Raw genomic sequence first — 13,945 nt, forward strand, 5'->3', positions numbered from 1 at the left:
GGGATAGCGAGAGGGATGGTAAATCCCTCTTCCTTTCCATCCTCCTGTTGCAGGCAATTGTTAAACATGTCTGCTGCAGGAAGATGGAAAAAGCCATGTCGTGGAGGAAGAACAATATGAACAATAAAAAAAGATATGCAAATAGAAAATATACCTTATCCGTTTTCAGAAGGGAACTGCCCTTGCATCTGATGCTGCTGCCGGGACTGATTTTAATTGCAGTGTTTAGTTATACACCAATGGCAGGGCTGATAATTGCGTTTCAGAAGTTTATTCCCAGTAAAGGAATGTTTGGAAACCAAAAATGGGTGGGTTTTGATAACTTTACCTATGTGTTCGGACTGCCCGGTTTTGATCAGGCTATAAAAAATACGATTATTATTGCATTCTGGAAAATCCTCTTAGGATTACTTGTTCCGATAATTTTTGCACTTCTTTTAAATGAAGTACAAAAAAACAGTTTTAAAAGATCAATACAGACAATTGTATATCTACCGTATTTTTTATCCTGGGTTGTTCTTGGAGGAATTTTTTTAGATATGCTTTCACCGAGCACGGGTATTATTAATCATATCATTCATCAGTTTGGAGGCCAGGACATTTTCTTCCTGGGGGACAACCGGTATTTTAAACCGACACTGATTACCACAGATATCTGGAAAAATTTTGGATATGGTGCGATTGTATATCTGGCTGCGATTTTGGGAATTGATACGGATCTTTATGAAGCCGCACAGATTGACGGTGCAAACCGGTGGCGGCAGACCTGGCATGTGACACTTCCGGGTATGAGAATGATTATTGTGCTGATGTTGGTTTTAAGCCTTGGCAACGTATTAAATGCAGGATTTGATCAGGTATTTAATATGTATAGCAAAGCAGTTTATGAATCAGGGGATATACTGGATACCTTTGTCTACCGGATGGGTTTGATTGACGCTCAGTATGGACCTGCTACGGCTGTTGGTTTATTTAAATCGATAATCTCTACAATGTTTATTTCCGTTTCTTACTATTTGGCTTATAAATTTGCAGATTACCGCATTTTCTAGAAGGAGGGAAGCAGAATGAAAAAATTAACTACGGGAAGGCTGGTTTTTCAGATTATCAATTATACTATTTTGATAATTCTGGCTGTGCTGTGCCTGTTTCCCTTATTAAATATACTTGCTATGTCATTTTCCAGTGCAACAGCGGTATCTACAGGTAAGGTATCATTACTGCCTGTGGATTTTAATATACATGCGTATGAGTATGTAATCGGAAAAAAAGATTTCTGGAATTCCTTGTTAAAATCAGTGGAAAGAGTGGTTATAGGCGTTCCTTTGATGATGTTAATTACAATAATGACAGCATATCCGTTATCAAAGGATAAGGAACAATTGAGGTTAAGAGGTGTGTATGTCTGGGTGTTTTTCTTTACTATGTTGTTCTCAGGGGGGTTGATTCCAGGTTATATGCTGATTCAGAATCTGCATATGATGGATACCATATGGGCTTTGGTTTTACCCTTAGCGGTGCCGGTATATAATATTGTATTAATGTTAAATTTCTTCAGAGGTATTCCTAAGGAATTGGAAGAAGCTTCGCTGATTGACGGAGCAAATCAGTTTCAGACCTGCTTTCGTATCTATGTACCCTGTGCAAAGCCATCGATTGCAACACTGACACTATTTTCGTTTATCACCCATTGGAACAGTTATTTTGACGGTTTGATTTTTTCCAATTTTCCGGATAGCTATCCGTTAGCATCGTTTTTATATACGGTAGTAGTTAAAAGGGATATGAGCCTTCTAAGTATAGATCAGTATAAAGCATTATCAATGATAGATGACCGGACGATTCGATGTGCACAGATTTTTATAGCATTAATTCCAATCATGCTGATCTATCCTTTTGCACAAAAGTATTTTGTTAAAGGTATGACAGTAGGAGCGGTAAAAGGTTAGGCGCTAGTATGATAAATAGAAAGGGATTATAATAATGCAGATAACAAAACTAATGATACAGAACTTACTTAATCCGCTGGGGCTGGGGTTATCTCATCCTTGTTTTAGTTATCAACTGGATTCGGAAAAAAAAGGTGACGAACAGACGGCTTATCAGATTCTTGCTGCCTCCAAAGAAGAATTGCTTACAGAAGAAAGAGCTGATTTGTGGAATAGCGGCAAAGTTCAAAGCACAGATAATTTTGCTATTCCTTATGACGGATCAGAGCTTAAATCCAGACAGGAAATCTACTGGAGGGTAAGGGTCTGGGATGCATGGGGGCAGGAAACAGAGTGGAGTACTGCGTCACGGTTTGAATTGGGTCTCCTTAAAGAGAGTGACTGGATAGCCGGATGGATTGGACAAGGTGATGATTTTGACGGGAATAAAGCAACGGCACCTGCATTTGCAGGAAGTTTTCAGGTTCGCAACATAGATACCGTAAAAAAAGCCAGAGCTTATATCAGCGGCTTGGGATTGTTTATTGCCAGCTTAAATGGAAAACCGTTATCCGATAACTTATTTGAACCCGGAGAAAGTGAGTTCAACCGCCGGGTATTCTATATTACTTATGATATTACAGCGTTTTTGTCAGAGGGGGAAAATGTATTAGGTGTTATACTGGGAAATGGCCAGTATGAGAATTTTGCAGCGGCTCCGGTAATGAAGATGGGAGACGGCACTCTTTGTTGGAATCACCGTTACCAGAAAGATGATACTGTTTTTCTAAAGAACGGTATCTGCGGTAATAAAAAGTTAATTGTCCAGGTAGAACTGACCAGGATAGATGGAACCATAGAGACCGCACTGGTCAGCAATGAAACCTGGAAGATAACAGATAGTCCCATTACGTTTCAGAACTGGTATGGGGGTGAGGATTATGATGCCCAGGCAGCCTTGAAGAATAAGGGGTGGGATATGCCATGTATTGACAGGACCGACTGGACAAATGCAGTACCGATGGCTCCGCCAAAAGGAAAACTCTCAGCCAGAGAGTTTCTGCCGATCCAAATAGAAAAGAGATGGAGGGCAAAGAGTGTTGTGCAGCTGCCAAACGGGAACTGGCTGGTGGATATGGGAATAAACTTTGCAGGATTTCCCGTTCTGAAACTTAAAGACACCAAAAAGTATGCAGGAAGAAAAGTAAAGATGTACCCTGCTGAGATCTTAAAACCGGATGGGAGCGGTGTGGACCAGGCCTCTTCTACACAAAGCTGCGACACATTGTTTTCCTGCAGTGTTAAGGACTGTTATACAATCGCAGGAACAGGGGAGGAAGAATGGCACCCTGTATTTTGCTATCACGGATTTCAATACGTGGAAGTAGCAGGATTTCCCGGAATACCGACGGTGGATAACTTTGATGGCTGTGCCGTGAGAGTAATGAATGAAAAATATTCAGATTTTAAAACAAATAATGATTTACTGAATAAAATTAATGAAATTACCGACCGTTCCATTGAGAGCAATATGATGTCCAGTTTTACCGATTGTCCTCAAATCGAGAAATTAGGCTGGCTTGAAACGACACATCTCATGTTTTCTGCTATGGCAGCCGGCTATGATATACGTAGCTGGATCCCCAAAATAGTTCAGGATATGCAGGATGCACAGATATCAGAAGATATTCTGGCTGTGCCGCCTATGGAAGCGGATAGTAAGAAGTATCCGGGTTTTGATTTTAAGAGGCTTTCCAACAAGGAAACAGAGGGCATCGGGTTTATACCGGCAATAGCTCCTGAATATCATCGTATCGGCAGATTGTTTAAAGACCCCAACTGGGGAGGGGCAGGTATTATGACACCCTGGTATTATTACCTGGAATATGGAGATGCCGGGATGTTAAAAAGTGCTTACCCGATGATGTGCGGCTATTTGGAGCACCTTAAGCAATCAGCCCATAACGGTATACTAAAAGGTTATGCTCACATGGGAGAATGGGGTCAGTTAAATGAAAATACACCTGTGGTACTGGTGGCTACCTGTGCCTTTTATCTTCAGACTGTCACAGTAAGTAAGGTTTCTCAAATCCTGGGAGAGAAAGAAAAGGAGAAGAAATATCTAAAGCTGGCAGAAACTATCAGAGCCGGATTTTATGAGGATAAAGAATGCTATCAGCCGGATAAAGAAACTTATGGAAATGACAGTCAGGCCAGCTATGGATGCGCTCTTTTTTCAGGAATTATAAAACCCGAGAAGAAAGAAGCTGCTCTTATGAAACTATTGGAAGCCATCAACAGAGCCGGAGATCATCTGACTTCGGGAGAAGTAGGTCTAAAACAGGTTTTTCATGCCCTGGCCTCAGCCGGTAAGAATGATGTTGTATATCGGATGGTCATGAATCCAACGGAACCAAGTTACCGTCATCATGTGGATCAGGGATTGACAACACTGCCGGAATTCTGGAATTATACGGAGCTTTGGAATGGTTTGGGGCGTTCCCGCAATCATGCTATGATGGGACATGTAAAAGAATGGATATTCCGGTTTGTCCTGGGAATCAAACCTTTAGAACCAGGATACCGAAAGATTGAAATGAAACCATATATCCAGGAAAATATTAATTCTATAAAAGGTTCAGTGTTCACGGTACGTGGAAAAGTAAAGTTATCCTGCTGCGAACAAAAGGGTGGAATTGAAATGGAAGTTGTGATCCCTGTTGGAAGCAGGGCGGATATCTATATCCCATGTAAACCTGAGGAGGTTCTTAGCCTGGAGGGAGAGTTCGGTGAAACAGGGGAAGTATTAGAAGAAGGATACATAAGAATCAGCAATATACCATCTGGGAGTTATAGATGGAGAGTTAAAAGGAGAAAAGTATGAGAGACACCTATGTGCCAAGACCGGACTTTGCAAGGGATAATTGGTATAGTTTAAATGGTACCTGGCAATTTGCATTTGATGAGGACAGAGATAAAGAGGAACAGGAATGGTTATTTAATAAGCTGCCAAAAGAAATTCTGGTGCCATTTACCTATCAAACGCCAAGGAGCGGAATAGATATAAGTAAGATGCATAATATTATATGGTATAAAAGAGAATTTGCTATTCCGGAGCCGATGTTTAATAAACGTATATGGCTGAAATTCGGTGCGGTGGATTATCGTGCCGATGTTTGGTGCAATGGTGTATATTTGGGAAACCATGAAGGTGGTTATACTCCCTTTGAATTTGAAATAACAAAGCATTTGAAAGAAAAAAATGAACTTTTAGTGAAAGTAACAGATTATCCAGATACAGCGCAGCCCAGAGGAAAACAGTACTGGAAAGAACAGACGGACCGCTGCTGGTATATTCAGAACTCGGGGATCTGGCAGAATGTGTGGCTGGAGGCAACACAAGGCAGTCCGATTAACAATATTAAATTGACACCGGACATTGATACCAACAATGTGGAAGCAATTGTAACAATAGAGGAATTCAAACCAGGTGATCTTTTGGAAATAGAGATTTCTTATAAAGGAACTATTGTCAAAAGCACAACGGCTACGATAGATGGGTACCGTACAAAAGTGATGATTAGTCTGCAAGCAGAGGATTTCATAGATGAATTGCATTATTGGACACCCGATACGCCGAATTTATACGATATGCAGGTGGAACTAAAGCGAAATGAAAAGCTCCAGGACCATATAGAAACTTATTTCGGAATGCGTAAGATCAGTATTGATAACGGCAGAATTTTATTGAATAATTCACCAATTTATTTAAAAATGATTTTGGATCAGGGTTATTGGAAAGAGAGCGGTCTGACAGCTCCTGATGATGATGCCTTGCGCTATGATATTGAAGTAACGAAAGCGTTTGGCTTTAATGGGGCTAGAAAACACCAAAAAATTGAAGACCCCAGATATTATTATTGGGCCGACAGAATGGGACTTTTGGTATGGGGAGAAATTCCAAGCGCCTATGAATACTGTGATAAGGAGATATGTAACATAACCAGAGATTTGCAAGAGTTTATTATAAGGGATTATAATCATCCCAGTCTCATAACCTGGGTGCCGTTAAATGAATCTTGGGGAGTCCGTAAGATCCTTGTAGACAGTTGTCAGCAGAACTTTGGAAAAGCACTGTATTTTATGATAAAGGCTATGGATTCTACCAGGCTTGTAAGCACAAATGATGGCTGGGAAAATGTTTACGCAGACATAGTAGGTATACATGACTATCATACAAAGGGTAAGGAGATCACGGATAAATACACCGAGGAAGCACTTAAACATCCGGAAAGTATATTTCCAATGGGTAGAAGGTTGTTTTCTTTTAAAGAGACATATCAGGGTGAAAAAAGTGCGTTTATGATAACGGAATATGGCGGCGTTGCATTAGCTACAGATGCCAATGAAACCAACTGGGGATACGGTGAGGCAGAGCAGGGAGTGGATGCGGTGATTGCCAGATACGCCGATGTAACGAAAGGCATAATGGAAGTAGAACAGATAATGGGATTCTGTTATACTCAATTAACTGATGTTTATCAGGAAGTAAATGGGCTATTGACAATGGATCACATACCGAAATTCAATTTTGAAGCCATCAGAAATATTAATAATATGAGATAGATGCTAAATATGTAGCCTGAACGGGCAGTAAGTGCATGTAATAAAAGAAATTGGGGCTGTTGTAATCTTAAGACAGCTCCAATTTCAATCACTCGGAGTTCCTATAACGTAAATCAATCCAACCTAGTTTTTGTTTATGTGAAATGTTCATTATCCTGTTTATATTCGGAAGGTGTTTTTCCTACAACTGATTTAAATACTTTCATAAAATATTTTTCATTTTGAAATCCGATCCGTTCTGCAATTTCATAGATCTTAAGAGTAGGGTCCTTAAGCAGTTCTTTGGCATGCTGAATACGTACCAGCTGCAAATATGCAACAAAGGATAACCCTGTTTTCTTTTTAAACAGTGTACTGAAATAATTAGTATTCATATTGGCAAGATTGGCGGCATATACCAGAGTAATATCTTTTGCATAATGCCGGTTCACATATTGCAGAACCTGATCCACCGGGGATATGGTATCGTAGGGTTTGAAATTCTTTGCAATGGTTGTGATTCTGGAAACAATTGCGTCAATGAAATCTTTGGCTGTTTGTGAAGCACTTAAAAGAAATTCGATGGTTTGCAGCTGATTCAATTGCTTTTCATAGTAACGGTATTGCTCGGCGGTATAAGCAAGTACGGATAATTCAATGATTTTTGCCTGCCGGATTAAAATATCAGGTGTACAGTTTAGATCCTTTAACAGATTGTTAAAATAATCTTTAATAATCCGTTCTATCATAACATAATCATTTGTATCCATTGCATGCCGAATAGGGTGTGACAGGAATGAAGCATCTTCCATTGAGGCAGAAGATTGCAAATCGGATATTGTAAGTACTTGACCAAGATTTCGTGTAACCAAGCGGGAATCAAGTAAAGATCTGCAGGTTAAACAAGCGGCTGGTATCTGGTCGGGTTCCGGTGAAAAGATAAGAGCTAAGGTGTGTTTCGTAGAATCTGTATTTTTAGCTGTCGTTATTCTTCTGCAAAACTGTTCTGCTGTATTAGCCTGTAAAGGAACGTCGGAAGCATAATAAAGTAATGCATAGTGGTATCGGTAGGCAGTAGTGTTACATAAAAGCAGTTTCCATTCAGGTAAAACCAAGGTGAGAATAGAGGTGAAATCCATAATCTGAAATCTTTCACCGTATCCTGCCACGATCAATAATGGTTTATCCGGTATTGTGCTTTTTAACATTTCAGTTTTTCTACTTAACTCTGAGGGGGTATTTTGCCCAGTCATGATATCCCACATCAGATTTTTCTCAAACTGTTGGATTTGTTCCGTATAAGCCAGAGTTTCGTTAATACGCTTAGACTCGGCTTCTGATTTCTCTTTTAGTTGTTCAATAATTCTGAGCAAAGCCGTCTTAAGTTCTTCTTTCTCAATAGGTTTTAAAAGGTATTCCTTTACGCCATACTGGATTGCTTTTTTTGCGTAATCAAAATCGCTGTAACCGCTGATTATTACAAAGGAAAGCCCGGGTTGTTCCTGATCAATTGTTGCAATAAACTCAAGACCGTCCATCAAGGGCATTCTGATATCAGTGATTATAATATGCGGAAAGAAACTTTCACACAAAGCTAAAGCACTTTGTCCATTTTCCGCTTCCTGGATAGTTTCAACAGGAAGACCCATTTCTTCAATAATTTTCACTAATCCCCGGCGGATTGTGGAATCGTCTTCAACAATCAGTAATCGGTACATTGGATTTCCTCCTTAGTTTTCGTATTGTCATTAGGCAGAAAAATGCGAGTGATTACCCCACCGGCAGGGTTTTGTTTTATCTGTAAAGCACTTGATTCTCCAAATGTCAGAACCAGACGGCGGTTTACATTCCAAAGGCCGATTCCGCCGCGTGTTTTCGTATTCTGTGACTGCTGGTCTTTTTTTAATTCATCTTTAAGAACTTGCAAAGATTCTTCGCTGATACCGGAACCGTTGTCAGACACAGTAAGAAGGATTCCGGCAACGGTCCTGTGAACGGTGAGAACAATTTCCAGTATTCCGATTCTCTTTTTAAAACCATGTTGTATACTGTTTTCCAAAATAGGCTGTAAAGTTAAAGGCAGAATCTGCACTTCTTTCTGTACAGATTCCGGTATATCAACCCGGAAACTGATTTTATCATCAAGCAGCATATTTTGTATGTTCATGTAATAAGAAAGGTTTCTTAACTCAATATCCAGAGATACCGGATTTTTTGTCGAGGAAAGAGTGTAGCGCATCAGACCGCCAAGGGAGGTAAGACCAATTTTTAACCTTTCAGTCTCACCAAGCTCCGCAGCCATTTTCATGGTTTCAAGCGTATTAAAGAGAAAATGCGGATTAATTTGGGATTGCAGAGCCGCCAGCTGGCTTTCTTTTTGCAGGTTTTCAGAGATATAAACTGTATTTATCAGTTCGTTAATTTTAGCCGACATAATATTAATTTCCTGAGCCAGTTCATCGATTTCATCTTCACCGTACAAAGGGATTCGTATATCAAAATTACCCTTTTGAATTGTTTTTACGGCAGTTAACATACGACGGATTCTGCGCAGCAGGAATGTGGCAACAAAATACGAAATGAATAAAATCGCCAGTATAATTCCGAGTGAAACTGCGGTAAAACCATTTCTTGCAGCTCTGGCAGGTGCATCAATCTCTTCCTGCGGTACAATACAGCCAAGGACAGTATCCAGATTTTTAATCCATAACGTTGAGATATAATAGGACTTGCCGTTTAAATGAATTGTCCTTTTTGATTCTTCCTTTTCATGAATGAGCTTCCCCGCTTCTTCGGACTTAAGCCAGGCGGACAGATCTGTCTGTTTATCGCCTGTATAAATCAGGTTATCATGATAGGCGGTAAATAAAAAACCGCTCCCTGCAATCGGTGTTTTGTTAATACCCTCAAATAGATGCTTCGCATCAATAGATACTTCCAACAGAGTGATATTACCGTTATTGGATGATAACAGAGGGTAGAACCAGGTGTATACCGGTGAGTGTTTATTGGAAGAATACCGATGCTTTCTGGCGGGGTGCCAAACCTCACGGTAATAACCTCCGGCTTTACTTTTTTCAACGGCGGTTAGGTACCAGGACTCTTTCTCGTATTGGGAGGCCTGTTCCCAGAATTCACTTTCCGGGAGATTTGAGTTTTCGGTGATAAAGCGGAATTCCTGACCGGATTTTTCGTTTGCTTCAAACCAGGAAAGAGTAGGCATTATCTGGTAATTCATAGTTTTGATTAAGTCTACAGGGTCGTAATAGTTACGGATAAAAAAACGGTTAATATCGGTTTGGGTGGATAACAGATGTGCAGACTTCTGTATGTCCTCCACTATCTTTTCCACACCCGACCGCTCCTGTTCCAGACGCTGGTAAATCGTATTAAGTAACGGCTGGCCTGCATTGGCTACCATCGTATTATATAAATATACCAGGCCTAAGACAATAGGAAAAGATATGGAACATAAATAGCATAACATTAATTTAGTTTTGTAACTCGTAGAACGTGATAGTTTGTGAAACATATTCATTGTATTGGTCTCCTATAACTGAAAAAAATATACTAAATCCAATTATTGTTTACTGATTTAGCAATGTTAAAAAGATATAATTTATACAAGAAACGCAAAAACAATTTATGGAATTTGACGAAAAACCAATTTGTTTTATTATTCTATCATTTTTTTTTCGTGAAAACAAGTAGTAGTGGAGGAGACATGATGCAAAAAAAGTTATCAAAATCAGACAGCAGGAAATTTAATATACGTGATTTTGCAAAGCAGTGGCAGTTGCAGGCAATGATTATACCGGCAATTATATTTTTCTTTATTTTTTCTTATATTCCGATTTTTGGCCTGGCAAATGCCTTTTTAAATTATGATTTATCGGATGGTTTCTTTGGAAATAGTTGGGCAGGTCTCAAATATTTTAAGGAATTGTTTCAGGATAAGGATTTTTATATGGCATTGCGTAATACCTTTGGGATGAGTTTACTGAAATTTGTTTTCACCTTTACAATGCCTATTGTGCTTGCCTTGGTATTAAATGAACTACCATTTACAAAACTTAAGAAATTGACCCAGACAGGAAGTTATTTACCGCATTTTTTATCCTATGTAATTGTTGCAACCTTATGGATGGTATTTTTGGACAGCAGAGGCCCTATCAATGACTTGTTTCTTAAAATCGGTATCGTTTCTAAACCAGTTGATTTTTTAACTGATTCCAAATGGTTCTGGTGGATCGGAGTGGTTATTGACTGCTGGCAGGAAACCGGTTGGAATGCCATTATCTATCTGGCAGCAATCTCAGGAATCAGCCCTGAATTATATGAAGCCGCATCCGTGGATGGCGCCGGCAGATTAAGAAGAATGTTCAGCATAACCCTGCGGTCCATATCCGGAACGATAGGTGCGCTGTTTGTATTAAATATGGGTAATCTTCTTAGCGGCGGTCCGGTTGGTTCCAACTTTAACCAGTCTTACCTGCTTGGAAATTCATTTAATCATGCCACATCGTATGTATTACAGACTTTTGTAGTAAACACAGGATTAAATCAGCTGCGCTTTTCCTTTGCTGCCGCTGCGAATCTGATTTTATCAGTACTTTCTGTGTTATTATTGTACTGGGCCAATAAAACATCTAAAAAGACCTTAGGCTCAGGCATTATGTAAAGGAGGAACGTGGATTTGATTGCAAAAAGCAAAGAAGACCGTATAATTAACATAGTTACCGTTTGTATTTCACTCATAGTTTTAGTAGTGACATTATATCCGATTTATTACTGCCTTATTAATTCATTCAACGAAGGCAAGGATGCCGTAAGCGGTGGAATCTATTTATGGCCGCGGGCCTTCACACTGGAGAATTATGCGATAGTTTTCCGCAATAAAAGCCTGCTGGGTTCTTTCGCTATGACTGTATTACGAACTGTTGTGGGCACTGTGGTTGCCATTATAGGTACCTCTATGGCTGCATACGCTCTTTCTAATAAAAAACTAATAGGTCGTAAATTTTATATGATTTTTGGATTGGTTACTTTATATTTTCCTACCAGCGTGGTGTACTCTTATCTGTTGTACAGCGAAATTGGGTTATTAAATAAGTTTTTAGTTTATATTTTACCTAATATATTCCAGTTCTATTATATTGTATTGTTTGTCTCGTTTATCAGTGAGCTGCCTGAAGCTTTGACGGAGTCGGCTAAAATCGATGGTGCGAATGAATTTGTAGTTCTATTTCGAATCGTTATGCCGTTATCAATGCCTATTATTGCCACATTAGCATTGTTTGCTGGGGTATGGCATTGGAATGACTGGTTCCATCCGGCATTCTTTATCACAAATGAAAAACTAATGACACTGCCCGCCGTACTGATGCGTACAATGTCCTTGACCCAGGCTCAGCAGGAATTACAGAAAGTCATTTCCGTATCGAGTTCGGCTACGGTCACCACTCCCGAATCAATCCGATATGCAATGCTTGTGATTGCGGTAGCACCCATAACTATTGTTTATCCATATATCCAGAAATATTTTGTGAAAGGAATGATGATCGGTTCTGTAAAAGGCTGAGTATAAAAGGGGAAGTTACGGAGGGGATAGTTCTTAAGGGTTTATCCCTTAAAATAAAAAAATTGGAGGATTACTATGAAAAAAAGAAAGTTAAGAATTTCAGCATTGCTTTTAACAGTGGTACTGACCATGAGTATGCTGGCAGGCTGTAAATCAAATTCCGAAACGAAAGTAAGTAATACTACGGATGAAACCGTATCCGCTGAAAGCACATCGGATAACGGAACAACAGATAACGGAGCATCCAAAACAACAGAGCAATCAAATGTTCAGCAGGATATTGACTGGGAGAAGATAGGCTGGCAGGCAGATCCGGCAGATCTCGAATGGAAGAAAGATACTTCACCTATTAAATTATCCTACTATGTAAACTTTTCATGGTTTGGTCTTAATTGGGATGATGAAACAGCACGCAGGGTAACGGAGAAGACCGGTGTTGATTTAGAGCTGACCAAACCGGTTTCGGATGACGGACAGAAACTAAACATGATGATTGCAGGGGATCAGTTACCGGATATTATGACAATTGACAGGAATGACCCGGCGCTGCAAAAGATGATTGACGCAGGACTGGTTTGGTCACTGGATGATTTGATTGATCAATATGCACCCAAAATGAGGGATGTTCTTCCAAAAGAAATTTTACAGAACTATCGTTCTAAGGACGGTAAAACATACCGCTTCACCACCTGGGTACAAGGCGAAGCATGGCAAAAGGCAGCGAGAGAATATGATCAGATGGTTGGTACCAATCAGCCTGTAATGTCAGTACGGAAAGATTACTACGAAGAAATCGGATCTCCGGAGATAAAAACACAGAAAGATTTTATTTCTGCACTGGAGAAAATGCATGCGAACCACCCGGATAAGATCGCTTTTTATCCTGCGGATAATGCAGTTTCTGCAAGCACATTAGCGCTTAATGCATCTATGGGGAACTTAGGAGTTCAGTTTGGTATGAGTAACAATATGACTGATCAGGGCGGTCAAATCCGTTGGCAGGCACGCAGTCAGGAATTCCAGAACACTATTGGATTCTTACATGAATTGCAGACAAAAGGTTTATTAAACCAGGACCCGTTTATTGATTCAAAAGATGTAAATAATGCTAAGATTACAAGAGGCGATGTTATTTCCTATACCTGGGTTATTTCCGACGGCGAAAAAGTACCGGGAGACAATCCGGATACCCAGTATACCATTGTAGGACCGTTGGATACTTACAAGCAGATTCGAACAGGTGCAGGCTGGCTTGCCACTGTAATCAGCAAAAAATGCGCAAACCCTGATCGTGCTATCCGTTTTCTGGAATATATGAGTTCAGTTGAGGGACATCAGGATGTATCCTGGGGAGTTCAGGGAGATACTTACAGCGGTGATGTTGTGAAAGGACCCCAATGGCATCTTGTAGACGGCAAACCCACTATGCTTCCTGATTATGTAAAAGATAAAAATGCAGATTGGAGCGGTGTAGCTGCTAAAAACGGTCTGGGGGAATATTGGATTGCCTGTAACGAAATGTTATGGAATCTGCCCTGGTGGGATACCAGTAATGAAAAAATGGCAAATTTCAACAAGGTCTATGGACCGAAAGTAGTATATGTACCGGAACTTGATTTCCAATCTCCTGATCCGGCCAGTGATGAGGGAATTATATTGCAAAAAGCTCATGAATTACTTCAATTGGAAGTACCGGCTATGGTATTTGCAGAGGACTGGAAAGCAGAGTATACTAAGTTCATTGCTCAGATAGATGAACTTGGTATGGATAGAGTAGAATCATTCTATAATACACAATACCAGGAAAAGCTGAAAAGCATGAAATAAAAAC

The 13,945-nt window shown here is 39.9% G+C and carries 9 protein-coding genes; 7 read left to right on the plus strand and 2 right to left on the minus strand.

All coding sequences use genetic code 11. The features are described from left to right. Positions 1-116 precede the first annotated feature (116 nt). The 4 genes from RBU59_RS23030 to RBU59_RS23045 are packed head-to-tail and all read left to right on the plus strand — an operon-like array spanning position 117 to position 6,554. Positions 117-1,052, plus strand: a complete 936-nt coding sequence (locus RBU59_RS23030; RefSeq protein WP_308144812.1) for an ABC transporter permease — start codon at positions 117-119, stop codon at positions 1,050-1,052. Between the two features lie 15 nt (positions 1,053-1,067). Further along, on the plus strand, positions 1,068-1,949 hold the full coding sequence (locus RBU59_RS23035) for a carbohydrate ABC transporter permease (RefSeq protein WP_308144813.1): 882 nt from the start codon (positions 1,068-1,070) through the stop codon (positions 1,947-1,949). Positions 1,950-1,983: 34 nt separating this feature from the next. After that, positions 1,984-4,812 carry an alpha-L-rhamnosidase gene (locus RBU59_RS23040; protein WP_308144814.1) on the plus strand — a complete coding sequence of 943 codons (2,829 nt, stop codon included), beginning with the start codon at positions 1,984-1,986 and terminating at the stop codon, positions 4,810-4,812. After that, complete coding sequence (locus RBU59_RS23045; RefSeq protein WP_308144815.1) at positions 4,809-6,554, plus strand: glycoside hydrolase family 2 protein; 1,746 nt, start codon at positions 4,809-4,811, stop codon at positions 6,552-6,554. The genes RBU59_RS23040 and RBU59_RS23045 overlap by 4 nt, the downstream gene beginning before the upstream one ends. A gap of 134 nt (positions 6,555-6,688) precedes the next feature. Here the strand turns inward: RBU59_RS23045 and RBU59_RS23050 are convergent, their stop codons facing one another. Then, positions 6,689-8,251 carry a response regulator transcription factor gene (locus RBU59_RS23050; RefSeq protein WP_308144816.1) on the minus strand — a complete coding sequence of 521 codons (1,563 nt, stop codon included), beginning with the start codon at positions 8,249-8,251 and terminating at the stop codon, positions 6,689-6,691. After that, entirely contained in the window at positions 8,236-10,071 is a 1,836-nt protein-coding gene (locus RBU59_RS23055) for a sensor histidine kinase (protein WP_308144817.1), read from the minus strand. The genes RBU59_RS23050 and RBU59_RS23055 overlap by 16 nt, the downstream gene beginning before the upstream one ends. Before the next feature lie 186 nt (positions 10,072-10,257). Here RBU59_RS23055 and RBU59_RS23060 point away from each other — a divergent pair, with 186 nt between their 5' ends. The 3 genes from RBU59_RS23060 to RBU59_RS23070 all read left to right on the plus strand — a co-directional run bounded on the left by RBU59_RS23060 (position 10,258) and on the right by RBU59_RS23070 (position 13,941). Further along, positions 10,258-11,214, plus strand: a complete 957-nt coding sequence (locus RBU59_RS23060) for an ABC transporter permease subunit (RefSeq protein ID WP_308144818.1) — start codon at positions 10,258-10,260, stop codon at positions 11,212-11,214. Positions 11,215-11,229: 15 nt separating this feature from the next. Beyond that, entirely contained in the window at positions 11,230-12,114 is an 885-nt protein-coding gene (locus RBU59_RS23065; RefSeq protein ID WP_308144819.1) for a carbohydrate ABC transporter permease, read from the plus strand. Between the two features lie 75 nt (positions 12,115-12,189). Continuing rightward, positions 12,190-13,941, plus strand: coding sequence for an extracellular solute-binding protein (locus RBU59_RS23070; protein WP_308144820.1), 1,752 nt, complete (start codon positions 12,190-12,192; stop codon positions 13,939-13,941). Positions 13,942-13,945: the final 4 nt, after the last annotated feature.

Origin of the sequence: Anaerocolumna sp. MB42-C2 (assembly GCF_030913705.1) — a bacterium.
In the GTDB taxonomy this organism is placed as follows: Bacteria; Bacillota; Clostridia; order Lachnospirales; family Lachnospiraceae; genus Anaerocolumna.

Coding starts and splice junctions, on each gene's coding strand:
- RBU59_RS23035 (WP_308144813.1), top strand. CDS start 1,068: ATGAAAAAATTAACTACGGGAAGGCTGGTTTTTCAGATTATCAATTAT.
- RBU59_RS23055 (WP_308144817.1), bottom strand. CDS start 10,071: ATGAATATGTTTCACAAACTATCACGTTCTACGAGTTACAAAACTAAA.
- RBU59_RS23045 (WP_308144815.1), top strand. CDS start 4,809: ATGAGAGACACCTATGTGCCAAGACCGGACTTTGCAAGGGATAATTGG.
- RBU59_RS23050 (WP_308144816.1), bottom strand. CDS start 8,251: ATGTACCGATTACTGATTGTTGAAGACGATTCCACAATCCGCCGGGGA.
- RBU59_RS23040 (WP_308144814.1), top strand. CDS start 1,984: ATGCAGATAACAAAACTAATGATACAGAACTTACTTAATCCGCTGGGG.
- RBU59_RS23060 (WP_308144818.1), top strand. CDS start 10,258: ATGATGCAAAAAAAGTTATCAAAATCAGACAGCAGGAAATTTAATATA.
- RBU59_RS23070 (WP_308144820.1), top strand. CDS start 12,190: ATGAAAAAAAGAAAGTTAAGAATTTCAGCATTGCTTTTAACAGTGGTA.
- RBU59_RS23030 (WP_308144812.1), top strand. CDS start 117: ATGAACAATAAAAAAAGATATGCAAATAGAAAATATACCTTATCCGTT.